Origin of the sequence: Pseudomonas sp. rhizo25 (assembly GCF_031931935.1) — a bacterium.
In the GTDB taxonomy this organism is placed as follows: Bacteria; Pseudomonadota; Gammaproteobacteria; order Pseudomonadales; family Pseudomonadaceae; genus Aquipseudomonas; species Aquipseudomonas synxantha.
This window is the reverse complement of record NZ_JAUJXA010000015.1, coordinates 1-26293: the sequence shown is the minus strand read 5'-3', so window position 1 is coordinate 26293 and position 26293 is coordinate 1. Positions and strand designations below refer to the sequence as shown.

Genomic DNA, 26293 nt, shown 5'->3' with positions numbered 1-26293 from the left:
TTTGCAGAGCATGGACCTGCGCCGTTGCCCGGCATTTGACCTGGATCAACGCCGTGAATCGTCGTCCTTCCAAGGCGCCGAGAGGTAGCGGGTACGGTTGAAGGTCTCCAGCCATTCCGGGCAGAACACCACCAATGCGCTGATGACCATGCCGTTGATAAAGGCTTCGGGAAAGATGATCAGCCACAGGTAGCCCACAAAGTCTTCCAGCCATTGCGGCATCGCAAAGCGGCCGTCAAACCACAATAAACCCAGCCCGGCCAACAGGCATAGCAAGGCCGACAGCGCTGCGGCAAAAAAACCGGAACAGAAGATATACACAAAGGGGTTTCGCGGTTGCGCCCGCTCGACCAGCAGCGCACAGCCTTCGGTGACCAGCACCGGCAACCCGATCAGGAGCAGGCCATTGACGCCGAGCGCGGCCAGGTCCTGGCGCCCCAGCAGCATGAGGCCGATCTGAGCGGCAAACCCACCGACGATTGCCAGCGGCCAATCCAGCAGCAAGGTGACGGCGGTCATGCCGATAAAGTGGTAAGAGACCCCGGTATCGAAATCCCGTCGCACCAGCCACAGCGTGAACAGCGCGAACACCGTGCCGAACAGCAAATGCTGGCGCCGTCGGTCGGCGAACAATTCGACCCACGGCGAGCGCAACATCGCCCACATCAGCACAGGCGCATACAACAGCCAGCCGATGCCGAGGGTCGATGGCGCCAGAACAGCTGCACTGATCACGGATGCGCTACCTTTATAATAAGCCTCACCACACACCTCATCCTTGGGCCTGCTGCCAGGTGACCAGTCTACACCTGCGTTTTAAAGCAAGACTTCCTGTGGTCATCATTTGAACGCTAAGCTGCGAATATGGATGACTCAGATTATTTGCGCCTGCTCACCGTAGCAGCCGAACAAGCCAATGCGTTTCTATCCAATGCCCGCAAATGGGAGCGTGAGCGTTGGGTCTGCCAGCGTCTGCTGCAAGGCCTGAATGTGCCCTACCGCGTCGAAGAATTCCACGCTGCCGGCCAGGAGCCACCGGATGTATTGTTTCGCGACGCCAGCTTCGAGGTGTTTTTCGTGCTGGACGAAGGCCGGCGCCTGAACGACGAATGGCGCGACGAGTTGCTGCGCAGGCGCAGCGCTTTCTCCTTGAGCCAGCTGGTGCGGCGCGAAGCCAAGCCACGGCGCATCCCGGCCCATGAGTTCCTGCTGCGCCTGGCGCCGACACTGCGTAAAAAAGCCCACAACTACAAAGAGCGCGGCATGGACCTGGGAGAGTTGGATCTCATCGCCTTTGCCAGCCTCAAACGCGAAGTGCTGGACCTCAACAGCCACTTCCCGCCCCCCACCGAGTATTTGCGCCAAGGCTGGCGCTCGCTGTCGTTGGTGGGCCCAACCTTCGCCCGGGTGCTGTTCGCCCACCCGGATGCACCGGATTTCTTGCGCAACAACCTGGGGCGCAGCATAGTATTCGACGTTGGCATCAGCCTGTGACACAGGCACCGGCTACGCTTATGGCGATAGCGCCAACCCCTGGCTGTAACGTGGCGCCCTTTTGCAACGTCTACCTGACGAGGCCTTTATGACCAGCCGCCTGAACCCCGATGACCAACAGCATGTCGAAGAGTACCTGCAACTCTCCCAGAATAGAGTCGAGCGCAAGCCTTTCCGGCCGTGGCTGCTCCTCTGCGCGGTGCTGGTAGTGGTGATCGGGCTCGGTGTGCTGAGCCGCCTATTGAGTTACCTGACGCTATGAGCTGCCTGGCGCTCGCGAGGGTAACTGCTCCGATTTCTTTTAGCCTTGCGAGATATCCCCATGACCCATCGTATTATTATCGTCGGCGGCGGCGCCGGCGGCCTGGAGTTGGCTACCCGCCTGGGTAAGACCCTGGGCAAGCGCGGCAAGGCCAGCATCACGCTGGTGGACGCCAACCTGACCCACATCTGGAAGCCCCTGCTGCACGAAGTAGCTGCCGGCTCGCTGAACTCTTCTGAAGATGAACTCAACTATGTTGCCCAAGCGAAATGGAACCACTTCGAGTTCCAGCTGGGGCGCATGAGCGGGCTTGACCGCGAACAGAAGAAAATCCAGCTGGCTGCCACTCTCGACGAAGAAGGTCGCGAACTGGTGCCTGCACGCGTACTGGGCTATGACAGCCTGGTGATTGCCGTGGGCAGCACCACCAACGACTTCGGCACCGAGGGTGCGGCACAACATTGCCTGTTCCTCGACACCCGCAAGCAGGCCGAGCGTTTTCACCAGCAATTGCTCAACCACTACCTGCGCGCCCATGCCGGGCAGACCGATGCCATTGAACAAATCAGCGTTGCCATCGTTGGCGCTGGCGCCACCGGCGTCGAGCTGGCCGCCGAGCTGCATAACGCCGCCCATGAGCTGGCCGCCTATGGCCTGGACCGTATCAAGCCAGAGAACATGCACATCACCCTGATCGAAGCCGGCCCGCGGGTATTGCCTGCGCTGCCGGAACGCATCGGCGGGCCGGTGCATAAAACCCTGGAGAAACTCGGGGTGACCGTGCTGACCAACTCGGCGGTCAGTGAAGTGACTGCCGACGCCCTGATCACCAGCAGCGGCCAAGTGATTCCCGCCAGCCTCAAGGTATGGGCGGCCGGGATTCGCGCACCGGGTTTCCTCAAAGACATCGATGGCCTGGAAACCAACCGCATCAATCAGCTGCAAGTGCTGCAAACCCTGCAAACCACCCGTGACGAAAACATCTTCGCCTTTGGTGACTGCGCTGCCTGCCCACAACCCGGCACCGACCGCAATGTGCCGCCACGGGCCCAGGCTGCACATCAGCAAGCTTCGCTGTTGGCTAAATCGCTGAAATTGCGCATCGAAGGCAAGGATCTGCCGACCTATAAGTACACCGACTACGGTTCGCTGATTTCGCTGTCGCGCTTCTCAGCGGTGGGCAACCTGATGGGCAATCTGACCGGCAGTGTGATGCTGGAGGGCTGGCTGGCGCGGATGTTCTATGTGTCGCTGTATCGCATGCACCAGATGGCGCTGTACGGGTTCTTCCGTACGGCGATGCTGATGTTGGGGAGCAAGATTGGCCGAGGCACCGAACCGCGCCTCAAACTCCACTAACAACGCATAATACCTGTGGGAGGGGGCTTGCTCCCGATAGCGGTGGATCAGCTAAGTATTCATTAACTGACACACCGCTATCGGGAGCAAGCCCCTCCCACATTTGCTTTGCGGTGAGCTCAGGATTCGCGCGCAAAAAAAATCCCCGTATCTTTCGATACGAGGATTTTTAATATGGTCGGGGTAAGGGGATTCGAACTCCTGACATCCTGCTCCCAAAGCAGGCGCGCTACCGGACTGCGCTATACCCCGGTAAAAAAAAGGCGACCTTTCAGTCGCCTTCTTCGATCAGTGCTTTTGGCCTCTGATCTTAAGATTCGATTCCAGCCTGGACTGGTCTCAAAAATGGTGGGTCGTGTGGGATTCGAACCTACGACCAATTGGTTAAAAGCCAACTGCTCTACCAACTGAGCTAACGACCCAAATATGGTCGGGGTAGGGGGATTCGAACTCCCGACATCCTGCTCCCAAAGCAGGCGCGCTACCGGACTGCGCTATACCCCGGTTTGAAATTGGCTCCGTGACCAGGACTCGAACCTGGGACCCAATGATTAACAGTCATTTGCTCTACCGACTGAGCTATCACGGAACTACATATTTCAAATTTACTGCTGTGTAACCTTCTCTTCGACCCTGTCCGTATCGCTACGTTAGCGTCTCTGAGGCGCGCTATTCTACAATCTTAAAAGCCCCTGTCAACCCCTTAAATTGCTTTTAAGACAATGATTTGCGCTTCTTTCTGATTTCTTCTTGGGGAGAAGAAACCCGTGGGCTGACGTTGCTGCGGGGCGCACTTTACAAGCCTTTGCCTTACAGTTCAACGCCCTAGCGAAAAAAAAGGCCCCGCAATGCGGGGCCTCTTCTTATTACGCCAGATGCAGGCCTTAATGGAAGACGATTTCGTCGTCTTTCACCGTGGCCGTGACGCGGGTTCCCGGCATAAAGCTGCCCGACAGGATCAGTTGCGCCAGCGGGTTCTCGATCCAGCGCTGGATCGCACGTTTCAGAGGCCGTGCGCCATACACCGGGTCGTACCCGACCGCGATCAGCTTGTCCAACGCCTCGCTGCTCAGCTCCAGGTCCAGCTCGCGTTCAGCCAGGCGGCTGCGCAGGCGACCCAGTTGGATCTCGGTGATACCCGCGATCTGATCCCGCGCCAAAGGCTCGAAGATCACCACCTCATCCACCCGGTTGATAAACTCCGGACGGAAGTGCGAGGTCAGCGCATCCATGACCGCAGCACGCTGGGCTTCACGGTCCCCCACCAGCTCCTGGATCTGGGTCGAGCCCAGGTTGGAGGTCATCACGATCACCGTATTACGGAAGTCCACGGTACGCCCGTGACTGTCGGTCAGACGTCCATCTTCCAGTACCTGCAGCAAGATGTTGAACACGTCCGGGTGGGCCTTCTCGACCTCGTCCAGCAGGATCACCGAGTAAGGCTTACGCCGCACGGCTTCGGTCAGGTAACCGCCCTCCTCGTAGCCCACGTAGCCTGGTGGTGCGCCGATCAGGCGGGCCACCGAGTGCTTCTCCATGAATTCGGACATATCGATCCGTACCATGGCCTCTTCAGTATCAAAGAGGAACTCGGCCAGGGCTTTGCACAACTCGGTCTTACCCACACCGGTCGGGCCGAGGAACATGAACGAGCCGCTCGGGCGGTTCGGGTCGGACAAACCAGCCCGGGAACGTCGTACAGCATTGGACACCGCGACCACGGCCTCTTCCTGGCCGATGACGCGCTGATGCAACAGGCTTTCCATCTTCAGCAGCTTGTCGCGCTCGCCTTCGAGCATTTTCGACACCGGAATACCGGTCCACTTGGAGACCACTTCGGCAATTTCTTCCTCGGTCACTTTGCTGCGCAGCAACTGGTTCTCAGGCTTGCCATGCTGGTCGACCATTTGCAGGCTGCGCTCCAGGTCCGGGATCACCCCGTACTGCAACTCGGCCATGCGGTTCAGGTCGCCTTTGCGGCGCGCCGCTTCCAGTTCCTGGCGGGACTGCTCGATCTTTTGCTGGATCTGCGCCGAACCCTGTACTTCGGCTTTTTCCGAGGTCCAGATTTCTTCGAGGTCCGAATACTCACGCTCCAGGCGGACGATTTCTTCCTGGAGTTTTTCCAGGCGCTTCTTAGCCGCCTCGTCCTCTTCTTTCTTCAACGCCTGGGATTCGACCTTCAGTTGAATCAGGCGCCGATCCAGGCGGTCGAGTACTTCCGGCTTGGAGTCGATCTCCATGCGGATACGGCTGGCGGCCTCGTCGATCAGGTCGATAGCCTTGTCCGGCAACTGACGATCAGTGATATAGCGATGGCTCAACTTGGCCGCCGCAATGATCGCGCCGTCGGTGATCGCCACCTTATGGTGGACCTCATAGCGCTCTTTCAGGCCACGCAGGATGGCAATGGTGTCCTCTTCGCTTGGCTCTTCCACCAGGACTTTCTGGAAGCGACGCTCCAGCGCGGCGTCCTTTTCGATGTACTGGCGGTATTCGTTGAGCGTGGTCGCACCGACGCAGTGCAGTTCGCCCCGCGCCAAGGCTGGTTTGAGCATGTTGCCGGCGTCCATGGAACCTTCGCCTTTACCGGCGCCGACCATGGTGTGCAATTCGTCGATAAACAGAATGATCTGCCCTTCCTGCTTCGACAATTCATTAAGCAACGATTTCAGGCGCTCTTCGAACTCACCACGGAACTTGGCGCCGGCGATCAGCGAGCCCATGTCCAGGGACAACAGGCGCTTGCCTTTCAGGCCGTCCGGCACTTCACCATTAATGATGCGCTGGGCCAGGCCCTCGGCAATCGCAGTTTTACCCACGCCAGGCTCACCGATCAGCACCGGGTTGTTCTTGGTGCGGCGTTGCAGAACCTGGATAGTGCGGCGGATTTCGTCGTCACGACCGATCACCGGATCGAGCTTGCCTTCTTCGGCGCGCTTGGTCAGGTCGACGGTGTATTTGTCCAGGGCCTGGCGCGACTCCTCATGGTTGGGGTCGTTCACCGCCTCGCCCCCACGCAGGTTGTTGATGGCGTTTTCCAGGGCTTTCTTGCTCACGCCCTGGCCCAGCAACAATTTGCCGAGCTTACTGTTGTCGTCCATGGCGGCGAGCAGCACCAGTTCGCTGGAGATGAACTGGTCACCTTTCTGCTGGGCCAGGCGGTCGGCCTGGTTGAGCAGGCGCGCCAGATCCTGGGACATGTTCACGTCGCCGGTAGGGTTCTGGATTTTCGGCAGTTGGTCGAGCTCTTTGCTCAACTCCTTGCGCAGGCTGTTGACGTCAAAGCCCACCTGCATCAGCAAGGGCTTGATGGAACCACCTTGCTGTTCCAGGAGCGCCTGCATCAGGTGCGCAGGCTCAATCGCCGGATGGTCGAGGCCGACCGCCAGGGATTGGGAGTCCGATAAGGCCAACTGCAATTTGCTGGTTAAACGATCAATACGCATTAGTCACCTTCCTTTTGAGCAGGCCGGAGCTATGAACAAACACATCCTGAATGAAGAAACCTGCCAGATACCCTTATAGATGGGGTGGATTCTGGGGGTTTCAAGCGGCGGATGGTTGATACAGATCAGGACAGTCTAGCGTTCAAGCCAGATAAGGGAGGCAAATCGGCCCGTACGCGGGCTGCGGCGATAAGAAAAGAAGCGCGGGTCGGTCACGGTGCATAAACCGCCACCATACACGGCGGTGACACCGCGTACTGCCAGACGCAGGCGCGCCAGCTGGTAGATGTCAGCCATGAACTTGCCGGGGTTGTGGCTGGGAACAAAGGCTTCAGCGGTGGCCGGCAGTTGCTGCATGAACGCCTCACGCACTTCCAGGCCGACCTCAAAGGCTTGCGGGCCAATGGCAGGACCGAGCCAGACCAAGACGTCTTCGGGAGCGGTATCCAGGCTTTCGAACGCGGCCTCAAGCACGCCAGCCGCTAAGCCACGCCAACCGGCATGGGCTGCGGCAACCCGGGTGCCCGCCCGATTACAGAACAGCGCAGGCAGGCAATCGGCGGTCATGGATGTGCAGGCGATGCCAGGGGTGCTGGTCCAACTGCCATCTGCCTCGACAGTACGGCCCGGATCAGCCTCAACCACGTTGGTACCGTGGACCTGGCGCAACCAGGCAGGCTGAATATTGAACGCGTCGGTCAGACGGCGGCGATTTTCAAGGACGGCCTCCAGGCTGTCCTCAACGTGATCACCCAGGTTAAGGCTGTCGAACGGCGCCAGACTGACGCCGCCCGCTCGGGTGGTGACGCAGGCTTTCACCCCGGCCGGCGCGGGCCAGTCAGGAATCAGCCAGTCATTCATCCGACAAACGCCTCGCGATCCTGCTTGAGCAGCGACAGCAACCAGACCAGATCGTCTGGCAGCGGCGATTCCCAGCTCATTCGCTTACCGCTCGTCGGATGATCCAGCTCCAGGAAACGGGCATGCAGTGCCTGACGCGGGAAGGATTTCAGCGATTCAACCATGGTTTGGCTCGCCGCCGGCGGAATTCGGAAACGACCGCCGTAGGCAGGATCTCCGACCAACGGGAAGTTGATATGCGCCATGTGCACGCGAATCTGGTGGGTACGCCCGGTTTCCAGCTTGACCCGCACATGGGTGTGGGAACGGAAACGCTCCAGCACACGGTAGTGGCTGACGGCCTGCTTGCCGCCTTCCATCACCGCCATACGCTGGCGCTGCTGGCCGTGGCGACCAATGGGGGCGTTGATCTTGCCACCGGCCACCACCACGCCGATCACGATGCACTCGTAGATACGACTGACGCTGCGGCTCTGCAATTGAGTAACAAGCTGCGTCTGCGCCTGGATGGTCTTGGCCACCACCATCAGACCGGTGGTGTCCTTGTCCAGGCGGTGCACGATGCCGCAGCGCGGGACATTGATAATGTCCGGCACGTGGTGCAACAGAGCATTGAGCAAGGTGCCATCAGCGTGCCCGGCGGCCGGGTGAACCACCAGGCCCGCGGGTTTGTTGATGACCAGGATGTCGTCGTCTTCATAGACGATATCCAGCTCGATGTCCTGGGCGACCCATTCTCCCTGGGCTTCCTGCTCGGCAGTCAGCTCAAGAATCGCACCGCCATGGACTATGTCTCGCGGGCGGATAACCGCTCCATCCACAGTCAGGCGGCCGTCTTTGATCCAGGCGGAAAGGCGCGAGCGCGAGTGCTCAGCGAATAATTGTGCGGCGACTTGATCGAGGCGTTGGCCGCCCAATTCGGACGGCACCTCTGCGCGAAGTTCAATTTTATCGGACATGCTCAGACTAGGCGTGGCACAGCCTTTGGTTTCGGCTGCGCGCTTGTGGTTAAATACGGCGTCTTTTGCCCCGAGGCTTTCAACGGGGCGCTCATCATAACAGGACGGCCCCGCCCAAGACAGCGGCCGTCATAGGGACGCAAGCCGCCATGCAAGTGAAACACCTGCTGCTGATCGCCATCCTCGCCATGACTGCTGCTTGCTCGTCAACAAAGGACGTCGTCGACGAAAACCTGAGCGAAGTCGAGCTGTACCAGCAAGCTCAGACAGATCTGGACAATAATAGCTTCACCAGCGCCACAGCAAAGCTGAAGGCCTTGGAGTCGCGTTACCCGTTCGGGCGCTATGCCGACCAGGCCCAGCTTGAGCTGATCTACGCCAACTACAAGAACGCCGAGCCGGAAGCTGCCAAGTCCGCTGCCGAGCGTTTTATCCGCCTGCACCCGCAGCACCCGAACGTGGACTACGCCTACTACATGAAGGGCCTGACCTCGTTCGACCAGGACGTTGGCCTGCTGGCGCGTTTCCTGCCGCTGGACATGACCAAGCGCGACCCGGGTGCTGCCCGCGACTCCTACAATGAGTTCGCCCAGCTGACCAGCCGCTACCCGAACAGCCGCTACGCGCCGGACGCCAAGCAGCGCATGATCTACCTGCGCAACCTGCTGGCGTCCTACGAGATCCACGTAGCCCACTACTACCTGACCCGCCAGGCGTACGTCGCAGCCGCCAACCGTGGCCGCTATGTAGTGGAGAACTTCCAGGAAACCCCCTCCGTGGGTGACGGCCTGGCAGTCATGACCGAGGCTTACCAGCGTCTGCATCTCGATACACTGGCGACCACTAGCCTGGAAACCTTGAAACTCAACTACCCTGACCACCCAAGCCTGAAAGACGGCCAGTTCGTGCCTCAGGTGGCCGAAGCGGACAACCGTTCCTGGCTGAGCAAATACACCCTGGGCCTGATCGAATCCCGCCCACCGTTGCCGCCGGGCGAAACCCGCGCCAATCAGGACGTGATCAAGCAGTACCAGGATGCCAAGGACGCCATTCCTTCGGACCTCAAGCCTCACGACGAGAACGGCGACGTCATCGAAGAAGAGGAGCCGCAGGCCCTTGGCAACAACGAAGACCGTTCGTGGTTCAGCTACATGACCTTCGGTGTGTTCGACTGATTGTTCGACGCAACGTAAAAGGGAGCTCTGAGGAGCTCCCTTTTTTATGAGCGAGTATTTATTGCGCTGTGCGCCCGTGGCCACCTTGGCTAAACTGGCGCATTGCCGAGAAACTGCCCATTATGCTTCGTCTACTGTTCTGGATTGCCGTCATTGCTGCCGCGGTATGGTTCTGGCGCAAATTCAAAAACCCTACAGCGCGCCAGCAACGGCCTGCTGAGCCGAATGCAGCGCTGATGGTGCGTTGCGCCCACTGCGGCGTGCATCTGCCGCAGGATCGCGCACTGAGTTCAAGCCAGGCGTGGTATTGCACCCAGGCACACTTGGAACAAGGGCCGAAGTCTATCCAGCGTTGAGGCGACCGGCGGGCGAATAAGGCGCGGGATCGATGATCGGGGCCCGCGCCAACAGCAAGTCAGCGAATAACTGGCAGGAGGCCGGCGCTAGCACCAGGCCATTGCGGTAATGCCCGCAATTGAGCCACAACCCCTTGAACCCAGGAACCTCACCGATATACGGGATACCCTCCGGCGAGCCAGGCCGCAACCCTGCCCAATGCCCGACCACCTCGGCGGCCGCCAAGGCCGGAATCAGCTCTACCGCAGAGGCCTTGAGGCTTTCCAACGCAGTTTCGGTCGGCGTCTTGTTGAACCCCTCATGCTCCAATGTGCTTCCGATCAGGATGTGCCCATCACGTCGTGGGATCGCATACCGCCCCTTGGCCAGGACCATGCTGGATAAAAAGTCAGACGCACATTTGTACAGAATCATCTGACCTTTGACCGGCTCTACGGGTAATGCCAAGCCCAACGTGCCCAGCAATTGCCCACTCCAGGCCCCGGCAGCGAGCACCACCTGATCACCTGGAACCTGCCCTGCAGCGGTGTTAACGCCCACCACGCTGTCACCCTCGCGGACAAATCCTTGTACTTCGCAATGCTCTTGTATTGTCACACCCGGCAATGCCAGCAGCGCAGCCCTCAGGGATTTGACCAGGCGCGGGTTGCGTACATTGGCCACGTCGGCCATGTAGATCGCCCGGGAATAGCCGCCTCCCAATACCGGCACTGCATCATGGGCCGCCGACACATCCACCTTGCTTAATGGCCGTTCTTCACGCGCAGCCCAGGCCAATGCTTGGCCTTCATCATCCAGGTCAAGCCAGTACAGGCCCGTGGTATGCACCTCGGGATCCACGCCGGTAGCGGCAAACAAGCGCTGCGCCAATTGCGGGTAAAAATCCTGGGACCAATGGGCCAAGGCGATGACCGCCGGGCTATAGCGCCATGGATACAATGGCGAAACAATCCCGCCACCCGCCCACGAAGACTCCTGCCCAAGCCCCGCCCGCTCCAGCAGTATGACCGTCTGCCCCTCCCTGGCGAGGTTGTACGCCGTCAACAGACCGATGACTCCGCCGCCGACAATCACCACTTGCTGTTGCTTAGCCATTATTTGATCCAGCCGATAAACAGGGAAGGACGCGCCCGGCGCCCACTCTTCAAGCACGCTCATCATTGCCCCCAGCAGAGCTTGCGCGACATATCAGGCGCCGCTCCCGGATTACTTCGCATACCGGTGCTGGTCAAGCCGAAAGCTGCACACGCGTCACCCGCCATCACCGAATCCACAACAGGCGTAGCGAGCAGGTCAAAATCCTGGGGGTTTAACACGACACTGATTCTATAATGATCATTGCCCGCACTGACGCTGCTTGCGTCAATAAAAGTGCCGTTCTTCGTATAAAAACGCTCCAAGTGCTGGGCCTGCTCGCTCAACAACGCGACGATTTGCGCTCGATATACTTTTTTTATCTGTCCGATATATCCGGGATAGGTGACCCCAGCCAGCAACGCGATGATCGCCACCACGATCAGTAACTCGATCAGGCTAAAGCCCCGGCTATCCATGCCCATTCTATTGCTCCCTATTGAAGTTGCCGCCATAAGACCCGTCGAAACCTGACGTTGCCGCCCTCCTCCACACGTGCGTAGACCGTCTCCAGCACCGTGCGTGATTGGCCTGCGAGCCCGACCGCGGTTACCCGGAACAGTGCCGCTGGGGCATAAGCTGGTAGATGGACCACATCGGCCCCCATACCCAGCGCTTGAACGCCATAGAATCCACCCTTCAGCGCAACCCAGAAGACCGCGGATACAGGGTTGGGGCCGGCGCGCACCAACGAAAAAGCTTCAACGGGCGGCGCACAGGTGATGACCGAGTGGCAGATGGGCAATGCCCCGCCTGCCCTCTGTACCGCCCACTCGCCCAACCTCAGGCCGCTTTCGGCATGTTGAAATGATTGATTGCGATGCCACAGGCTAGTTGCGACTTTTTGCTGGGATACCGCCCCCTGCATGGATGACAACCCCACCAGCGATAACAGCAGCAGGAATACCAGACAGATCAGCAACACCATCCCGGCCTGCCGCACATGAAGCCCGCCAAGCATGATCATCACGCCTAACCCAGCCGATTTCGCAGCGCGGCCACGACGCTGTAGCTCTGATCCTTCACCCGTCCAGACGGGTCTTGCAGTGTCATATGGATGCGCACGCTGCGTATCAACGATGCGGCAACCGGGTGGCTGTCGTAACGCACCACAACCGTTGATGCCGGTTGGGCCGCCATGCCAAAGCTGATGTCGAATGCCCGCACGTTATCCATCAGTACGGCTTTCGCAGGTGTTGCCGGCGTACTGATCTTCAACTGGCCTGTTTCGTAGGTGTAGGTAAGCTGGCGTATGCCAAAGCGGATCTGGCCAGGTGCGGCGGCAGGCGGTGCCCCGGCATAAGCCTGGGCCACCTCCTTGCAGTCGGACAGCACTGTCCAATCGGGCTTGCCAGCACCCTCACCGACGCTCGCCGTAACCAATGTCAGTGACTTTGTACTCGCCGACGCCTCCCAGCTTATCGGCCGATCAAAGGCGGCAGGCGCGTTGTCGATGACGGCCGTGGCCAGGCACCCCAGCATGCCTGCCTGGCGTATGTCCTGGGTAATCTTGCTCAGGACAAACCGCGCATCATCCTGCAGCACCATTGCGGCCTGCTGGCTGGCATGGGTCAGTCGCGAGCTGATTAACACCTGGCTCGCACCCAGCACCAGCACTAGCCCTACGGCGAGTGCCAGCAACAATTCCACCAGGCTGAAACCTCGAGCAAGACGATTCATTGCAACGCTCCCTGATCATTAGCGATACGACTGGTCAGGGTGAAGGTTTCCCGCGCTCCAGGCCTGTTTGCCGCCCGAGCGTCCTGCCAACTGATGCTGATGGTGACCTCATGCCCACTTAAAGCCACCGACCCTTTAGCGCCTTCGCCAGCGAAACCAATGATATTGGCCTCGAAATCGTGCAGGTCCAAGTCACGCACACTGGCAGTCGAAGTGCTGCGCGGCGCGGGCTCGGCGCTGCCCCACGAGTAGTCTGCACCGGCGTTGGCGCGAATGCGGTCAAGCAGGTCGTAGGCGATAAAACTGGCTTGGCTGGTCATCCTGGCGCTGTCGGTGTACTTGAGCGCATTGAGCTGGAGCATTGCAGTGCCCATCAGACCAATGGCCAGGATCAGCAGCGCTACCAGCACCTCGATCAAGGTCATGCCGGATTGGCGCCGCTGGAAAGCGCGCAGGAAAAAACGTTTCGGGCAGGCGGGCATTACCGTCGTCATCCATGTCGAAGGCCGGAAAAAAGCAGGCGAAACCTGCTGTACGACCCAAGACTAGCGTCGGTTTTCAAGCGGCGCTGCTCCAGGAACAAAGGGAAATACTTTGGACATAAAGGCCATCATTCATCGCCAGGAGCCCAGGGCTATACCTATGTCTGCAACTTGAAGACCCACTCGCGTCCACGGAGGGAACGCACATGACACAACGAGGGTTCACCCTGATTGAAATGCTGCTTGGGCTGATCGTGACCAGCTTTCTTGCACAACTGGCCGTGCCAGGCTTCAAAGGGTTGCTTGAATCACAGCAGCGACAAAGCGTGGCCCAATCACTCGCTGCTGGCCTGCGTTACGCACGCACCGAGGCCATCGCACGCAATCAGGCGGTGGTCATTCACGCGCGGGACGAGGACTGGAGCCTGGGGTGGCGGGTGATACTGGACATCAGTGGGCGTGGTCACCTGGACGAAGATAACCCGGTATTGCTGGAACGACAGGACAGCGGGCATGTGCTAATCGCGGGCAATGGCCCGGTCACGAACCAGGTGCGTTTCAGCGGTTTGGGGGAGCCGGTCTTTGCCGGCGGGGGCTTCCGTGCCGGCACCGTGCATGTGTGCGACACAAGCCAGGCACAGAGCCTGTACCAGGTAGTGCTGGCGCCCAGCGGGCGCATCAGCCTGCGCAGTGTGAAAACCGAGCAGGCATTATGCCGAGGCTATACCAGTACGTCGGGCGTCAGAGCAGCGAGCGGACCCGCAGTTCCTTGGGCATGGAGAACGTGATGTTCTCTTCACGACCAGCCAGCTCATCAGCACCGGTGGCGCCCCAGGCCTGCAACTGCTGGATCACGCCGCGCACCAGGACTTCCGGGGCCGAGGCGCCCGCGGTGATGCCAATCCGCTCGACACCATCGAACCAACTGCGCTGCATGTCTTCGGCGCCATCGATCAGGTATGCCGGTGTGGCCATGCGTTCGGCCAGCTCACGCAAGCGATTGGAGTTGGAGCTGTTCGGGCTGCCGACCACCAGCACCACATCGCACTCATCCGCCAGTTGCTTGACCGCATCCTGGCGGTTTTGCGTGGCGTAGCAGATGTCGTCCTTGCGGGGGCCACCAATCGCGGGGAATCGTGTGCGCAGGGCATCGATTACACGGCTGGTATCGTCCATGGACAAGGTAGTCTGAGTCACGAACGCCAGGCGATCCGGGTTGTGCACCTGCAAGTTGGCAACATCTTTTTCGTCTTCCACCAGGTAGATGGCGCCGCCGTTGCTGGCGTCGTACTGACCCATGGTGCCTTCGACCTCCGGGTGACCGGCATGGCCGATCAGGATGCATTCGCGGCCGTCACGGCTGTAGCGCGCCACTTCGATGTGCACCTTGGTCACCAACGGGCAAGTGGCATCGAACACTTTCAGGCCACGGCCTGCCGCTTCGGTACGCACCGCCTGGGACACACCGTGGGCACTGAAGATGACGATAACGTCGTCGGGCACCTGGTCGAGCTCTTCGACAAAGATCGCGCCGCGTGCACGCAGGTCTTCGACCACGAACTTGTTATGGACGACTTCATGACGCACATAAATCGGCGGCCCGAAGACTTCCAGGGCGCGGTTGACGATTTCGATCGCCCGGTCCACGCCGGCGCAGAAGCCACGGGGGTTGGCGAGTTTGATTTGCATGCTGTGCCTCGTGTCTTGCAGCCACATTGAGTCGAATTTAACGCCGACTCAACCGACAATGGAGATCAAAGGTGGGAGGGGGCTTGCTCCCGATAACGGTATATCAATCTGCAAATACTTAGCTGATACATCGCTATCGGGAGCACGCCCCCTCCCACATTTTAGACCGTGTACGGTCAGTTACAGCGCTTTGACGTTGATGATTTCGACGTCAAAGGTCAGTGTCTTGCCGGCCAACGGGTGGTTGAAGTCGATGGTCACTTGCGCGTCATCGAAAGCTTTCACCACGCCAGGCAGTTCGGTATTCGCCGCATCATTGAAAATCACCAGCAAGCCTTCCGACAGATCCATGCCTTCGAACTGCGAACGCGGGATGATCTGTATGTTTTGCGGGTTGGGCTGGCCAAATGCGTTTTCCGGCAGGATCTGCAGCTTACGCTTGTCGCCAGCCTTGAAGCCGAACAGGGCGGCTTCAAAACCCGGCAACAGGTTACCGTCGCCCACCTTGAAAGTCGCCGGCGCTTTGTCGAAGGTGCTATCGACCGTGTCGCCATTCTCCAGGCGCAATGCGAAATGCAAAGTGACTTCCGTGTTCTGGCCGATGCGTTGCTCAGCCAATACCTGATCAGTCATTGACGGTCTCTCCGGTTTTCTTGCTCTTGAACATATCCAGCGCCAGCATGATTGCACCGACGGTAATAGCGCTATCGGCAAAGTTGAACGCCGGGAAATAATGGCGGTTCTGCCAATGCACCAGGATGAAGTCGATCACATGGCCCAAGGCGATGCGGTCATACAGGTTGCCCAGCGCACCGCCCAGCACCAGGGCCAAGGCGATAGCCAGCCAGGTGTCGTCGCGACCCAGGCGCTTGAGCCAGACCACCAGCACTGAACTCACCACCACGGCAATCAGGGCAAACAACCAGCGCTGCCAGCCACCGCCGTCAGCCAGGAAGCTGAAGGCGGCGCCGGTGTTGTAGGCCAGGGTCCAGCTGAAGTAATCCGGGATCACCACGATTTGCTGGAACATTTCCAGGGAGCCCTCGAAATGAGCCTTGCTGACCTGGTCAATGACCAGGACCAGCAGGCTCAGTACGAGCCAGCCCAGACGTCCAAAACGACTGGCTGAGTTAGGCATAGTGGCGAACCTCGCCAGCACCGCTGATGTTGTCTACGCAACGACCACAGATTTCCGGATGCTCAGGGTTCACACCGACATCTTCACGGCAGTGCCAGCAACGGGCGCACTTGGGGAAGGCCGACTTGACGACTTTGAGCTTGAGGCCCGGCACTTCAGTAGCTACGGCATCCGCCGGGGCCTGGGCGAAAGGTGCCAGGCTCGCGGTGGAGGTGATCAGCACGAAGCGCAGTTCGTTGCTCAGCTTGGCGAGGTCGGCGGTCAGGCCTTCCTCGGCAAACAAGGTGACTTCGGCTTGCAGGTTGCCGCCCACGGCCTTGGCCGCACGCTGGACTTCCAGCTCCTTGTTCACCGCGACCTTGACCGCCATGACGCCTTCCCAGTACTCACGGCCCAGTTCGAAGTCGGCCGGCAGTTCGGTCAGGCCTTCGTACCAGGTATTGAGCATGACGGACTCGTTACGCTCGCCCGGCAGGTATTCCCATAGCTCGTCGGCGGTGAACGCCAGGATCGGTGCGATCCAGCGCACCAGCGCTTCGCTGATGTGGTACAGCGCGGTCTGCGCCGAGCGGCGCGCCTTGCTGTTAGCGCCGGTGGTGTACTGGCGGTCCTTGATGATGTCGAGGTAGAAACCGCCCAGCTCCTGCACGCAGAAGTTGTGGATCTTCGAGTAAACATTCCAGAAGCGGTACTCGCCGTAGTGCTCCTGCAGCTCACGCTGCAGCAACAAGGTGCGGTCCACGGCCCAACGGTCCAGGGCGAGCATGTCCTCGGCGGGCAGGAGGTCGGTAGCCGGGTTGAAACCGGTCAGGTTCGACAGCATGAAGCGTGCGGTATTGCGGATGCGACGGTAGGCATCGGCGCTGCGCTGCAGGATCTGCTCCGAGACGGCCATCTCGCCCGAATAGTCGGTCGAGGCCACCCACAGACGCATGATATCGGCGCCCAGGGTGTCGTTGACCTTTTGCGGCGCGATCACGTTGCCCAGGGACTTGGACATCTTGCGGCCGTTTTCGTCGACGGTGAAACCATGGGTCAGCAGCTCACGGTATGGTGCGTGGTCGTCGATGGCGCATCCGGTCAGCAACGACGAGTGGAACCAGCCGCGATGTTGGTCCGAGCCTTCCAGGTAAAGGTCAGCACGCGGGCCGGTCTCGTGGCCCATAGGGTGCGAGCCGCGCAGCACGTGCCAGTGGGTGGTACCCGAATCAAACCACACGTCGAGGGTGTCGCTGATCTTGTCATACAGCGGCGCTTCGTCGCCCAACAGTTCGGCGGCGTCCAGCTTGAACCAGGCTTCGATGCCTTCCTGTTCGACACGCTGGGCCACGACCTCCATCAGTTCGACGGTACGCGGGTGCAACTCGCCGCTTTCCTTGTTCAGGAAGAACGGGATCGGCACGCCCCAGTTGCGCTGGCGGGAGATGCACCAGTCCGGACGGTTGGCGATCATCGAGTGCAGGCGCGCCTGGCCCCAGGCCGGGACGAACCGGGTGTCTTCGATCGCCTTGATCGCACGATTGCGCAGGGTCTGGCCCTGGACCGGCTCTTTATCCATGCCGATAAACCACTGCGCGGTGGCGCGGTAGATCAGCGGGGTCTTGTGGCGCCAGCAGTGCATGTAGCTGTGCTTGATGGTTTCGGTGTGCAGCAGCGCGCCAACTTCCGACAGCTTGTCGATGATCGGCTGGTTGGCCTTGAAGATGAACTGGCCGCCGAAGAATTCCAGGGACGGCACGTACACACCATTGCTCTGCACCGGGTTCAAGATGTCGTCGTTGACCATGCCATAGGCTTTGCAGGTCACGAAGTCGTCTACGCCATAGGCTGGCGCGGAGTGAACAATGCCGGTGCCGGCGCCCAGTTCCACGTAGTCCGCCAGGTACACCGGCGACAGACGGTCATAGAACGGATGACGGAAGTTGATCAGTTCCAGTGCGGAACCGGTGGTGGTGGCGATCACCGAGCCTTGCAGCTCGTAACGCGCCAGGCACGATTCGACCATTTCCTCGGCCAGCACCAGCAGGCGATCACCGACGTCCACCAGGGCGTAGATGAATTCCGGGTGCACGTTCAGCGCCTGGTTGGCCGGGATGGTCCACGGGGTGGTGGTCCAGATCACGATGGCAGCCGGTTTGCTCAGGCTCGCCAGGCCAAAGGCCTCGGCCAGCTTGGCGTCGTCGGCAATCGGGAACGCCACGTCGATGGTCGAGGACTTCTTGTCTTCGTACTCGACTTCCGCTTCGGCCAGGGCCGAACCGCAATCGAAGCACCAGTTCACGGGCTTGAGGCCCTTGAACACGAAACCGCCTTTGACGATTTCGGCCAAGGCACGGATTTCACCGGCCTCGTTCTTGAAATTCATGGTCTTGTACGGGTTGTCCCACTCGCCCAGCACGCCCAGGCGTATGAATTCGGACTTCTGCCCTTCGATCTGCTCGGTGGCGTAGGCACGGCACAGCTCGCGGGTTTTATCCGCGCCCAGGTTCTTGCCGTAGGTCACTTCGACTTTGTGTTCGATCGGCAGGCCGTGGCAGTCCCAGCCCGGGACATACGGCGCGTCGAAGCCCGAAAGGGTCTTCGAGCGGATGATCATGTCCTTGAGAATCTTGTTCAGCGCATGACCGATGTGAATCGTGCCGTTGGCGTAAGGAGGGCCGTCGTGCAGGACGAATTTCGGACGATCCTTGCCAATTTCGCGCAACTTTCCGTACAGGCCAATACTGTCCCAGCGCTGCAGGATCTGCGGTTCGCGCTGTGGCAGGCCGGCCTTCATTGGGAAGGCGGTGTCCGGAAGGTTTAACGTGGCTTTATAGTCGGTCATTTAAGGCTCTTCGGTTAGCGATGGGCGCTAGGTGCGGCTAGTGCACGGGCGGCGGCGACATCCGCATTGATCGCCGTTTTCAACGCCTCCAGGGAGGCGAAACGCTGCTCTTCACGCAGCTTCTGGTGGAAAACCACCGTCAAACGCCGGTCGTATAAATCACCGGCAAAATCCAAAAGGTGAACTTCCAGGTGGGCCTTGCCATCACCTGCAACCGTGGGCCTGACGCCTATATTGGCGACTCCCGGCCACGATTGGCCGTCGATATCGACGCTCACCAGGTAAACCCCGGTCAAGGGTACACGACGGCGCTTTAGTTGCACGTTGGCAGTTGGCGTGCCCAATTGGCGCGCCAGCTTCTGGCCGTGCAATACCCGCCCGGCAATGCGGAACGGGCGACCGAGTAAACGCTCGGCCAGGCCGAAGTCGGCAGCAGCCAGGGCGTTACGCACCTGGGTGCTGCTCACACGCAGGCCGTCCAGTTCGACGGTTTGCGCGGCTTCGACGGTAAACCCCTGATTGACGCCGGCATGTTGCAGGAAATCGAAATCCCCGACCCGGTCACACCCGAAACGGAAGTCGTCGCCGACTTCCAGGTGTTGCACCCCCAGGCCGTCCACCAGGATACGGTCAACGAACTCGGTGGCGCTGAGGCTACGCAAGCGCTGGTTGAAAGCCAGGCAAAGGACGCGGTCCACACCCTCTTCGGCCAGCAGTTGCAGCTTGTCGCGCAGGCGCGTCAGACGGGCCGGCGCCGTTTCCGGGGTAAAGAACTCCCGCGGTTGTGGCTCGAAAATCACCACGCAGCTGGGCACGCCCAACTCGACCGCACGCTCGCGTAGCCGGGCCAGGATAGCCTGGTGACCACGGTGAACACCGTCAAAGTTGCCAATAGTGGCGACGCAGCCCCGATGCTCGGGGCGCAGGTTGTGAAGACCTCGAACCAGCTGCATAACGCGCTTCTTGCTCATAAAGTGGTCGATTATAACCACACCCAGCCCCGGACGACAGGCAACAGCGCAGGCCAAATGGGTCGATTCGATAAAACACCCGTTTTATCGCGGCAAACTCTCTATCCCAGCGACTTGCGATTGAAATGCCGCAGGCGGAAACCTTGCAACAGCAACATGCCGAAGTACACCGCCGCCCCTGCAACCACCAATATCCCCAGGCGCATGAAGCGCTCCAGCATATCGCCATGGCCCCAGGCCGGCATTAAGTGCATCAGACCAATGAGCACGGCGGACATCGCGGCGACTGCCACGAGCAACTTGAGGGAGAACACTCCCCAACCCGGCTGTGGCTGGTACATCTGCTGTTTGCGCAGTTGGTAAAACAGCAGGCCGGCATTGATGCAGGCGCCGGCACTGATCGCCAACGCCAGCCCGGCATGGGCCAAAGGCCCGATAAAGACCAGGTTGAGCAGCTGCGTGACGATCAGCGTGAAAATTGCGATTTTCACCGGGGTGCGGATGTTTTGCTGCGCGTAAAAACCAGGTGCCAGCACCTTGATCACAATAATGCCGAGCAGGCCGACGGAGTAGGCAACCAGCGCGTGCTGGGTCATCAAGGCGTCATGCGCATCGAATTCTCCGTATTGAAACAGCGAGACCGTGAGCGGTTCGGCGAGGATCCCCAGGGCTAGGGCGCATGGCAATACCAGCAGGAAGCACAGGCGCAGGCCCCAATCGAGGATTCGCGAATACTCCTGGCGGTCCTTGCTGGCGTAGGTGCGCGCCAGGGTCGGCAGCAGGATCGTGCCCAACGCCACGCCAAGCACGCCGGACGGCAACTCCATCAGGCGATCAGCGTAATACATCCACGACACCGAGCCCGAGACCAGCAGCGAAGCGAACGCGGTGTTGATGATCAGCGAAATCTGGCTCACCGACACCCCGAGGATCGCCGGCAGCATATTGCGCATCACGCGCCAGACACCGGTGTCCTTGAGATTCAGGCGCGGCAACACGAGCATGCCGATTTTCTTCAAGTGCGGCAGCTGGTACAGCAGCTGCGCCAGGCCTCCGGCCAGGACCGCCCAGCCCAGGGCCATGACCGGCGGATCAAAATACGGCGTCAGGAACAGCGCAAAAATAATCATGCTGACGTTAAGCAGGGTCGGCACGAAGGCGGGCACCGAGAAACGGTTCCACGTATTGAGGATCGCCCCGGCCAGGGATGACAGTGAGATCAGCAATATATAAGGAAAGGTCACTCGCAACAGATCAGTGGTCAGTGCGAATTTTTCCGGAGTATTGGCAAATCCCGGGGCTGTGGCCCAGATCACCCAGGGTGCGGCGAGCATGCCGATCAACGTCACCAGCATCAGCACCAGGGTCAGCAGGCCCGAGATGTAGGCAATAAAGGTACGGGTCGCCTCCTCGCCCTGCTGGGTCTTGTATTCGGCCAGGATCGGCACGAAGGCCTGGGAAAACGCACCCTCGGCGAAGATCCGCCGCAACAGGTTGGGGAGTTTAAAGGCAATAAAGAAGGCATCCGTGGCCATGCTGGCGCCAAAGATGCGCGCCAGCAGGGTGTCACGCACAAACCCTAAAACCCGGGAGATCATGGTGATAGAGCTGACGGCAGCCAACGATTTGAGCAGATTCATTGAAAGAGTTTGCGCCTATAGATAAAGAGCAGGCGAACAAAGCGCCCACTTATGCGATACTGCGCGCCTGCAACAGCACAGAGCCAAAGCTCGCGAGTTTACAGGTCAAGCGCCGGAAATAAATCACCCGCCTCTTCAGATCGACCACTCAGCAGTTCGCATCAGCCGCCCTTGACAACCCATCAAGTCATCGGCATGATTCGCGGCCTATTTTGTTTGCTATTTCCTAAAAAGTCTTTCGAGGAGCTCGACGGTGGCCAACACACCTTCCGCCAAAAAACGTGCAAAACAGGCTGAGAAGCGTCGCAGCCACAACGCCAGCCTGCGTTCCATGGTTCGTACCTACATCAAGAATGTAGTTAAAGCCATCGACACCAAAGACGCTGAAAAAGCCCAAGCTGCTTACGTTCTGGCCGTGCCAGTTATCGACCGTATGGCCGATAAAGGCATCATCCACAAGAACAAGGCCGCTCGTCATAAGAGCCGCCTGAATGGCCACATCAAGGCTCTGAGCGTTCCTGCTGCTGCCTAAGTGGTAACAACTGCCACGCAGCCCTGGTTGCGAAACAGTTAAGAAATGCCCCGTACCGAAAGGTCCGGGGCATTTTTGTTTGCCCAAAGATTCATCACAACTTCCCTTGTGGGAGGGGGCTTGCTCCCGATAGCGGTGTGTCAGTCAGAATATCTGGTACTGATACACCGCTATCGGGAGCAAGCCCCCTCCCACATTAAAACGCAAAAAAAAACGCCCCGAACCAGTCGGGGCGTTTTTGCTACCTATTGATCAAACCACAATCAATGGTGATGACCGCCTTCACCGTGGACGTGGCCGTGAGCTACTTCTTCCTGGGAAGCGTCGCGAATGGCAACGATCTTCACTTGAAAGTTCAGGCGCTGGCCTGCCAGAGGGTGGTTACCGTCGACAGTCACGTCGTCGCCGTCCAGGTCACGGATGGTGACGATCTGCATTTGGCCGTCCGGCGCGGAAGCGTGGAACTGCATGCCCACTTCCAGCTCATCAACGCCTTCGAACATGCTGCGGCTCAGGGTGCTGACCAGCTCGGCGGAGTATTCGCCGTAGGCATCTTCAGGTTCTACGGCGACAGTCAGCTCGTCACCGACGCTCTTGCCTTCCAGGGCCTTTTCCAGGCCGGGGATGATGTTACCTGCGCCTTGCAGGTAGACCAGCGGCGCGCCGCCGGCTGAGCTGTCGATGACCTCACCAGCGTCGTTGGTCAGGGTATAGTCGATGGAGACAGCCTTGTTAGCGGCGATCGTCATGGGGCGAGACCTTTTGCATAAGAATGAAGAACGGACAAGTCTAAACAAGGATTTGCCTGAAAGCGAACAGAACCCGGACGGACGGGGCCGATCAACGGCATCCCTCATCACCGGTTTCCATCAGGACGACGATCGGCATTGGGTCGCCGAACTGTCCTGCGGCCACACCCAGCACTTGCGCCACCAGCCGCCATGGCAGTCACGCGCCTGGGTACTTGACCCTGCGCAACGCCTTGAAAAAATAGGCCAACCCTTTGCGTGCGGCTGGTGTGCGCAAGCGCGCGAATAACGCTAACCTTGGCGCCTGATCCGCGGTAGGCACTCAAACATAGAGCGCCACCCAAGCCATGCACCTCCAGAGAATCCGCATGCAGACTTTTTTTATCGCGCCCACCGATTTTGGTGTGGGCCTGACCTCCATCAGCCTTGGGCTGGTGCGCACCCTGGAACGGGCCGGCCTTAAAGTCGGCTTTTTCAAACCGATTGCCCAGCCACACCCGGGCGATACCGGCCCGGAGCGCTCCACTGAACTGGTGGCACGCACCCACGGGCTCAAACCGCCCCAACCCTTGGGCCTTGCCCACGTAGAACGCATGCTCGGTGACGGCCAGCTCGATGAGCTGCTCGAAGAAATCATCACCCTCTACCAGCAGGCCGCCGTGGGAAAGGACGTGCTGATCGTCGAAGGTATGGTGCCGACCCGCAGCGCCAGCTACGCCGCACGGGTCAACCTGCACCTGGCCAAGAGCCTGGATGCCGAAGTGATCCTGGTCTCGGCACCAGAAAACGAGGTACTCACCGAACTTTCTGGCCGGGTGGAATTGCAGGCGCAATTGTTCGGCGGCCCGAAAGACCCGAAAGTGCTGGGCGTGATCCTCAACAAGGTACGCACCGACGAAAGCATGGAGACTTTCTCGGCGCGCCTGAAAGAGCACTCGCCGCTGTTGCGCAGCGGTGACTTTCGCCTGCTCGGCTGCATCCCCTACCAGCCCGAGCTCAACGCCCCGCGCACCCGTGACGTGGCCGACCTGATGGGCGCGCAGATCCTCAACGCCGGCGACTACGAAAGCCGGCGCATGACCAAGATCATCATCTGCGCGCGCACCATGCGCAACACCGTGGAGTTGCTCAAGCCCGGCGTGCTGGTGGTAACCCCGGGGGATCGCGACGACATCATCCTCGCCGTCAGCCTGGCCGCGATCAACGGCGTGCCGCTGGCCGGCCTGCTGCTGACCAGCGACACGCTGCCCGACCCACGCATCATGGACCTGTGCCGCGGCGCCTTCCAGGCCGGGCTGCCAGTGCTGTCGGTGAGCACCGGCTCCTATGACACTGCCAACCAGCTCAATAGCCTCAACAAGGAAATCCCCATCGATGACCGCGAGCGTGCGGAGATCATCACTGACTTCGTCGCCAGCCACCTCGATGCGCGCTGGCTGCACCAGCGTTGCGGTACGCCACGGGAGATGCGCCTGTCGCCGGCCGTGTTCCGCTACCAGTTGATCCAACGCGCCCAGGCCGCCAACAAGCGCATCGTGTTGCCCGAAGGCAGCGAGCCGCTGACCGTGCAAGCCGCCGCCATCTGTCAGGCCCGGGGCATTGCCCGTTGCGTCCTGCTGGCCAAGCCGGAGGATGTAGAAGCAGTCGCCCGCGCCCAGGGTATCGAGCTGCCTGAGGGCCTGGAGATTCTCGACCCGGACCTGATTCGTCAGCGCTATGTCGAGCCGATGGTTGCCTTGCGCAAAACCAAGAGCCTCAACGCGCCCATGGCCGAGCAACAGCTGGAAGATACCGTGGTGATCGCCACCATGATGCTCGCCCTGGACGAAGTGGACGGCCTGGTCTCCGGGGTTGTTCACTCCACCGCCAATACCATTCGTCCTGCCCTGCAACTGATCAAGACCGCGCCCGGATGCACCCTGGTATCGTCGGTGTTCTTCATGCTGTTCCCCGAGCAGGTGCTGGTGTACGGCGACTGTGTGATGAACCCACACCCAAGCGCCGTGGAACTGGCGGAAATCGCCTTGCAAAGCGCCGATTCCGCCGCCGCGTTCGGCATCACGCCACGGGTGGCAATGATCAGCTATTCCAGCGGTGACTCGGCCAGCGGCGAGGAAGTGGAAAAAGTCCGCGAAGCCACCCTGCTCGCCCACGAGCAGCAAAGTTCGCTGCTGATCGACGGCCCGCTGCAATACGACGCCGCCGCCAACGAAAACGTCGCCCGGCAACTGGCCCCCAACAGCCAGGTCGCGGGCAAGGCCACGGTATTTGTGTTCCCGGACCTCAACACCGGCAACACCACCTACAAAGCCGTACAACGCAGCGCCGATTGCGTAAGCCTGGGGCCAATGCTCCAGGGCCTGCGCAAGCCGGTCAACGACCTGCCGCGTGGCGCCCAGGTAGACGACATCGTGTACACCATCGCCCTGACGGCGATCCAAGCCGCTAACCGACCTATGGATATCTAAATGCTGGATTTTCTACCTGCCGCCGTGCGCGGGGTGATCGCTTCGCTGTTGCTGGCACTGAACACGATCCTGCTGTGCTCGTTCCTGTTTATCGTCGCGCTGTTTAAGGCGTTGCCGTTCGCCAAGCGCTTCAGCGAATGGCTGATGAACCATACCCATGAAGCCTGGGTGACCAACAACAAGGGCTGGATGAACCTGGTACGGCGCACGCGCTGGCACCTGACTGGTCTCGAGGGGTTGGACTATCAGCACTCCTATCTGGTGACCAGCAACCACCAGAGCTGGGTCGACATCATGGTGCTGCAATACGTGCTCAATCGACGTATTCGCCCGTTGAAATTCTTCCTCAAGCAGGAATTGATCTGGGTGCCGGTGATCGGCCTGGCGTGGTGGGCACTGGGCTTTCCCTTTATGAAGCGCTACAGCAAGGCTTACTTGGAGAAGCACCCGGAAAAGAAAGGCAAGGACTTGGCGACCACCCGCAAAACCTGTGCGAAGTTTCGCGACAACCCGGTGGGCATTTTCAACTTCGCCGAGGGCACGCGGTTTACGCCGGGCAAGCATGCGCAACAAAACTCCCCATTTCGCTATTTGCTCAAGCCCAAGGCCGGCGGCATTGCGTTTGTGCTGGATGCCATGGGGGAGCAGTTGAAGTCACTGGTGAATGTGACCATTCACTACCCTGGCGGACGCCCAGGGTATTGGGATTTGCTGTGCGGGAATGTGAAGGACGTAGTGGTGCAGTTTGAAGAGGTGCAGATTCCGGCCGAATTCATTGGCAAGAATTATGAGCAGGATGGAGAGTATCGGTTGGCGTTCCAGGGCTGGATCAACCAACTGTGGGAAGACAAGGATGCGTTACTGGATCAGCTTCACACCGAATTCCCAAGCAAGCGATGATCAACCTGTGGGAGGGGGCTTGCCCCCGATGAGGGAGTATCAGTTGATGCAGCCGTAGCTGACCCGCCGCTATCGGGGGCAAGCCCCCTCCCACATTTGACCGCGCTCGATCTTGAAGATGTAAAAAAGCCCGCCACCGAGTCATCGGTGGCGGGCTTTTTTGTAGCGCC

The 26293-nt window shown here is 59.8% G+C and carries 26 protein-coding genes and 4 tRNA genes; 10 read left to right on the top strand and 20 right to left on the bottom strand.

All coding sequences use genetic code 11. From position 1 onward, the window contains the following. Nucleotides 1-45: 45 nt before the first annotated feature. Nucleotides 46-735, bottom strand: a complete 690-nt coding sequence (locus QZR30_RS23565; RefSeq protein WP_046070859.1) for an energy-coupling factor ABC transporter permease — start codon at nucleotides 733-735, stop codon at nucleotides 46-48. Nucleotides 736-864: 129 nt separating this feature from the next. Between QZR30_RS23565 and QZR30_RS23560 the strand changes: the two genes are divergently transcribed. The 3 genes from QZR30_RS23560 to QZR30_RS23550 all read left to right on the top strand — a co-directional run bounded on the left by QZR30_RS23560 (nucleotide 865) and on the right by QZR30_RS23550 (nucleotide 3115). Further along, nucleotides 865-1494, top strand: coding sequence for a DUF1780 domain-containing protein (locus QZR30_RS23560; RefSeq protein WP_043049309.1), 630 nt, complete (start codon nucleotides 865-867; stop codon nucleotides 1492-1494). Nucleotides 1495-1582: 88 nt separating this feature from the next. Next, on the top strand, nucleotides 1583-1756 hold the full coding sequence (locus QZR30_RS23555) for a DUF3094 family protein (RefSeq protein WP_274357913.1): 174 nt from the start codon (nucleotides 1583-1585) through the stop codon (nucleotides 1754-1756). 60 nt (nucleotides 1757-1816) lie between these two features. After that, entirely contained in the window at nucleotides 1817-3115 is a 1299-nt protein-coding gene (locus QZR30_RS23550; RefSeq protein ID WP_046070857.1) for an NAD(P)/FAD-dependent oxidoreductase, read from the top strand. A gap of 175 nt (nucleotides 3116-3290) precedes the next feature. Here QZR30_RS23550 and QZR30_RS23545 read toward each other — a convergent pair. From QZR30_RS23545 to rluD, 7 genes are all read right to left on the bottom strand, one after another. Further along, a tRNA-Pro gene (locus QZR30_RS23545) sits at nucleotides 3291-3367 on the bottom strand. Between the two features lie 94 nt (nucleotides 3368-3461). Beyond that, nucleotides 3462-3537 (bottom strand) — tRNA-Lys (locus tag QZR30_RS23540). 5 nt (nucleotides 3538-3542) lie between these two features. Then, nucleotides 3543-3619 (bottom strand) — tRNA-Pro (locus tag QZR30_RS23535). Nucleotides 3620-3628: 9 nt separating this feature from the next. Continuing rightward, nucleotides 3629-3704 (bottom strand) — tRNA-Asn (locus tag QZR30_RS23530). Between the two features lie 295 nt (nucleotides 3705-3999). After that, nucleotides 4000-6564 carry an ATP-dependent chaperone ClpB gene (clpB, locus tag QZR30_RS23525; RefSeq protein ID WP_043049306.1) on the bottom strand — a complete coding sequence of 855 codons (2565 nt, stop codon included), beginning with the start codon at nucleotides 6562-6564 and terminating at the stop codon, nucleotides 4000-4002. 135 nt (nucleotides 6565-6699) lie between these two features. Further along, the gene (gene pgeF / locus QZR30_RS23520) at nucleotides 6700-7425 is read right to left on the bottom strand and encodes a peptidoglycan editing factor PgeF (RefSeq protein WP_046070856.1); all 726 of its coding nucleotides are present in this window, start codon (nucleotides 7423-7425) and stop codon (nucleotides 6700-6702) included. Next, nucleotides 7422-8384, bottom strand: coding sequence for a 23S rRNA pseudouridine(1911/1915/1917) synthase RluD (gene rluD / locus QZR30_RS23515; RefSeq protein WP_043049304.1), 963 nt, complete (start codon nucleotides 8382-8384; stop codon nucleotides 7422-7424). Before rluD ends, pgeF begins: the two co-directional genes overlap by 4 nt. A 149-nt stretch (nucleotides 8385-8533) precedes the next feature. Between rluD and QZR30_RS23510 the strand changes: the two genes are divergently transcribed. Both QZR30_RS23510 and QZR30_RS23505 read left to right on the top strand, forming a co-directional pair. Continuing rightward, nucleotides 8534-9559, top strand: coding sequence for an outer membrane protein assembly factor BamD (locus QZR30_RS23510; RefSeq protein WP_046070855.1), 1026 nt, complete (start codon nucleotides 8534-8536; stop codon nucleotides 9557-9559). A 122-nt stretch (nucleotides 9560-9681) separates the two neighbouring features. Further along, a complete protein-coding gene (locus QZR30_RS23505) occupies nucleotides 9682-9915 on the top strand; it encodes a PP0621 family protein (protein ID WP_043049303.1) in 234 nt (77 codons plus the stop codon). On the opposite strand, the gene thiO is transcribed toward QZR30_RS23505, so the two are convergent. The 5 genes from thiO to pilV form a co-directional block, all read right to left on the bottom strand. Continuing rightward, the gene (thiO, locus tag QZR30_RS23500) at nucleotides 9902-11011 is read right to left on the bottom strand and encodes a glycine oxidase ThiO (protein WP_311904341.1); all 1110 of its coding nucleotides are present in this window, start codon (nucleotides 11009-11011) and stop codon (nucleotides 9902-9904) included. The genes QZR30_RS23505 and thiO overlap by 14 nt on opposite strands. Nucleotides 11012-11073: 62 nt before the next feature. After that, a complete protein-coding gene (locus QZR30_RS23495; RefSeq protein ID WP_046070853.1) occupies nucleotides 11074-11475 on the bottom strand; it encodes a type IV pilin protein in 402 nt (133 codons plus the stop codon). Nucleotides 11476-11486: 11 nt separating this feature from the next. Continuing rightward, nucleotides 11487-12017: a pilus assembly PilX family protein gene (locus QZR30_RS23490; protein ID WP_046070852.1), complete on the bottom strand. Its 531-nt coding sequence runs from the start codon at nucleotides 12015-12017 to the stop codon at nucleotides 11487-11489. Nucleotides 12018-12022: 5 nt separating this feature from the next. Next, a complete protein-coding gene (locus tag QZR30_RS23485) occupies nucleotides 12023-12730 on the bottom strand; it encodes a prepilin-type N-terminal cleavage/methylation domain-containing protein (protein WP_046070851.1) in 708 nt (235 codons plus the stop codon). After that, nucleotides 12727-13212: a type IV pilus modification protein PilV gene (pilV, locus tag QZR30_RS23480; RefSeq protein WP_046070850.1), complete on the bottom strand. Its 486-nt coding sequence runs from the start codon at nucleotides 13210-13212 to the stop codon at nucleotides 12727-12729. The genes QZR30_RS23485 and pilV overlap by 4 nt, the downstream gene beginning before the upstream one ends. A gap of 206 nt (nucleotides 13213-13418) precedes the next feature. Between pilV and QZR30_RS23475 the strand changes: the two genes are divergently transcribed. After that, the gene (locus QZR30_RS23475; RefSeq protein ID WP_046070849.1) at nucleotides 13419-14000 is read left to right on the top strand and encodes a GspH/FimT family pseudopilin; all 582 of its coding nucleotides are present in this window, start codon (nucleotides 13419-13421) and stop codon (nucleotides 13998-14000) included. Here the strand turns inward: QZR30_RS23475 and ispH are convergent. From ispH to murJ, 6 genes are all read right to left on the bottom strand, one after another. Next, the gene (ispH, locus tag QZR30_RS23470) at nucleotides 13954-14901 is read right to left on the bottom strand and encodes a 4-hydroxy-3-methylbut-2-enyl diphosphate reductase (RefSeq protein ID WP_003188409.1); all 948 of its coding nucleotides are present in this window, start codon (nucleotides 14899-14901) and stop codon (nucleotides 13954-13956) included. The two genes, QZR30_RS23475 and ispH, sit on opposite strands and share 47 nt — an antisense overlap. A gap of 180 nt (nucleotides 14902-15081) precedes the next feature. Next, nucleotides 15082-15519, bottom strand: a complete 438-nt coding sequence (locus tag QZR30_RS23465) for an FKBP-type peptidyl-prolyl cis-trans isomerase (RefSeq protein ID WP_173664505.1) — start codon at nucleotides 15517-15519, stop codon at nucleotides 15082-15084. 7 nt (nucleotides 15520-15526) lie between these two features. Next, entirely contained in the window at nucleotides 15527-16039 is a 513-nt protein-coding gene (gene lspA / locus QZR30_RS23460; protein WP_046070847.1) for a signal peptidase II, read from the bottom strand. Next, nucleotides 16032-18863 (bottom strand): isoleucine--tRNA ligase, encoded by a 2832-nt coding sequence (gene ileS, locus QZR30_RS23455; protein ID WP_046070846.1) that lies wholly within the window; start codon nucleotides 18861-18863, stop codon nucleotides 16032-16034. The genes lspA and ileS overlap by 8 nt, the downstream gene beginning before the upstream one ends. Nucleotides 18864-18877: 14 nt before the next feature. Continuing rightward, the gene (gene ribF, locus QZR30_RS23450) at nucleotides 18878-19816 is read right to left on the bottom strand and encodes a bifunctional riboflavin kinase/FAD synthetase (RefSeq protein ID WP_046070845.1); all 939 of its coding nucleotides are present in this window, start codon (nucleotides 19814-19816) and stop codon (nucleotides 18878-18880) included. A gap of 119 nt (nucleotides 19817-19935) precedes the next feature. Next, complete coding sequence (gene murJ, locus QZR30_RS23445; RefSeq protein WP_046070844.1) at nucleotides 19936-21474, bottom strand: murein biosynthesis integral membrane protein MurJ; 1539 nt, start codon at nucleotides 21472-21474, stop codon at nucleotides 19936-19938. Nucleotides 21475-21727: 253 nt separating this feature from the next. Between murJ and rpsT the strand changes: the two genes are divergently transcribed. Further along, nucleotides 21728-22006, top strand: coding sequence for a 30S ribosomal protein S20 (gene rpsT, locus QZR30_RS23440; RefSeq protein ID WP_003188401.1), 279 nt, complete (start codon nucleotides 21728-21730; stop codon nucleotides 22004-22006). Between the two features lie 263 nt (nucleotides 22007-22269). On the opposite strand, the gene QZR30_RS23435 is transcribed toward rpsT, so the two are convergent. After that, complete coding sequence (locus QZR30_RS23435; protein WP_027606858.1) at nucleotides 22270-22755, bottom strand: FKBP-type peptidyl-prolyl cis-trans isomerase; 486 nt, start codon at nucleotides 22753-22755, stop codon at nucleotides 22270-22272. On the opposite strand from QZR30_RS23435, the gene QZR30_RS23430 reads away from it, so the two are divergent. The 3 genes from QZR30_RS23430 to QZR30_RS23420 all read left to right on the top strand — a co-directional run bounded on the left by QZR30_RS23430 (nucleotide 22724) and on the right by QZR30_RS23420 (nucleotide 26123). Then, the gene (locus QZR30_RS23430; protein ID WP_080944716.1) at nucleotides 22724-23044 is read left to right on the top strand and encodes a DUF3565 domain-containing protein; all 321 of its coding nucleotides are present in this window, start codon (nucleotides 22724-22726) and stop codon (nucleotides 23042-23044) included. The two genes, QZR30_RS23435 and QZR30_RS23430, sit on opposite strands and share 32 nt — an antisense overlap. A gap of 79 nt (nucleotides 23045-23123) precedes the next feature. Continuing rightward, nucleotides 23124-25223, top strand: coding sequence for a phosphate acetyltransferase (gene pta, locus QZR30_RS23425; RefSeq protein ID WP_311904338.1), 2100 nt, complete (start codon nucleotides 23124-23126; stop codon nucleotides 25221-25223). Further along, nucleotides 25224-26123 carry an acyltransferase gene (locus tag QZR30_RS23420; protein WP_046070842.1) on the top strand — a complete coding sequence of 300 codons (900 nt, stop codon included), beginning with the start codon at nucleotides 25224-25226 and terminating at the stop codon, nucleotides 26121-26123. The last annotated feature ends 170 nt before the right edge of the window (nucleotides 26124-26293 follow it).

Bases quoted from the DNA above. Each gene is read 5' to 3' on its own strand.
- pta (WP_311904338.1), top strand. From the start codon at position 23,124: ATGCAGACTTTTTTTATCGCGCCCACCGATTTTGGTGTGGGCCTGACC.
- QZR30_RS23555 (WP_274357913.1), top strand. From the start codon at position 1,583: ATGACCAGCCGCCTGAACCCCGATGACCAACAGCATGTCGAAGAGTAC.
- lspA (WP_046070847.1), bottom strand. From the start codon at position 16,039: ATGCCTAACTCAGCCAGTCGTTTTGGACGTCTGGGCTGGCTCGTACTG.
- QZR30_RS23435 (WP_027606858.1), bottom strand. From the start codon at position 22,755: ATGACGATCGCCGCTAACAAGGCTGTCTCCATCGACTATACCCTGACC.
- ileS (WP_046070846.1), bottom strand. From the start codon at position 18,863: ATGACCGACTATAAAGCCACGTTAAACCTTCCGGACACCGCCTTCCCA.
- clpB (WP_043049306.1), bottom strand. From the start codon at position 6,564: ATGCGTATTGATCGTTTAACCAGCAAATTGCAGTTGGCCTTATCGGAC.
- QZR30_RS23560 (WP_043049309.1), top strand. From the start codon at position 865: ATGGATGACTCAGATTATTTGCGCCTGCTCACCGTAGCAGCCGAACAA.
- QZR30_RS23420 (WP_046070842.1), top strand. From the start codon at position 25,224: ATGCTGGATTTTCTACCTGCCGCCGTGCGCGGGGTGATCGCTTCGCTG.
- QZR30_RS23505 (WP_043049303.1), top strand. From the start codon at position 9,682: ATGCTTCGTCTACTGTTCTGGATTGCCGTCATTGCTGCCGCGGTATGG.
- QZR30_RS23430 (WP_080944716.1), top strand. From the start codon at position 22,724: ATGGAGACAGCCTTGTTAGCGGCGATCGTCATGGGGCGAGACCTTTTG.
- QZR30_RS23495 (WP_046070853.1), bottom strand. From the start codon at position 11,475: ATGGGCATGGATAGCCGGGGCTTTAGCCTGATCGAGTTACTGATCGTG.
- rluD (WP_043049304.1), bottom strand. From the start codon at position 8,384: ATGTCCGATAAAATTGAACTTCGCGCAGAGGTGCCGTCCGAATTGGGC.
- QZR30_RS23510 (WP_046070855.1), top strand. From the start codon at position 8,534: ATGCAAGTGAAACACCTGCTGCTGATCGCCATCCTCGCCATGACTGCT.
- pgeF (WP_046070856.1), bottom strand. From the start codon at position 7,425: ATGAATGACTGGCTGATTCCTGACTGGCCCGCGCCGGCCGGGGTGAAA.
- ribF (WP_046070845.1), bottom strand. From the start codon at position 19,816: ATGCAGCTGGTTCGAGGTCTTCACAACCTGCGCCCCGAGCATCGGGGC.
- QZR30_RS23475 (WP_046070849.1), top strand. From the start codon at position 13,419: ATGACACAACGAGGGTTCACCCTGATTGAAATGCTGCTTGGGCTGATC.
- thiO (WP_311904341.1), bottom strand. From the start codon at position 11,011: ATGGCTAAGCAACAGCAAGTGGTGATTGTCGGCGGCGGAGTCATCGGT.
- QZR30_RS23490 (WP_046070852.1), bottom strand. From the start codon at position 12,017: ATGATCATGCTTGGCGGGCTTCATGTGCGGCAGGCCGGGATGGTGTTG.
- pilV (WP_046070850.1), bottom strand. From the start codon at position 13,212: ATGCCCGCCTGCCCGAAACGTTTTTTCCTGCGCGCTTTCCAGCGGCGC.
- QZR30_RS23485 (WP_046070851.1), bottom strand. From the start codon at position 12,730: ATGAATCGTCTTGCTCGAGGTTTCAGCCTGGTGGAATTGTTGCTGGCA.
- QZR30_RS23550 (WP_046070857.1), top strand. From the start codon at position 1,817: ATGACCCATCGTATTATTATCGTCGGCGGCGGCGCCGGCGGCCTGGAG.
- ispH (WP_003188409.1), bottom strand. From the start codon at position 14,901: ATGCAAATCAAACTCGCCAACCCCCGTGGCTTCTGCGCCGGCGTGGAC.
- murJ (WP_046070844.1), bottom strand. From the start codon at position 21,474: ATGAATCTGCTCAAATCGTTGGCTGCCGTCAGCTCTATCACCATGATC.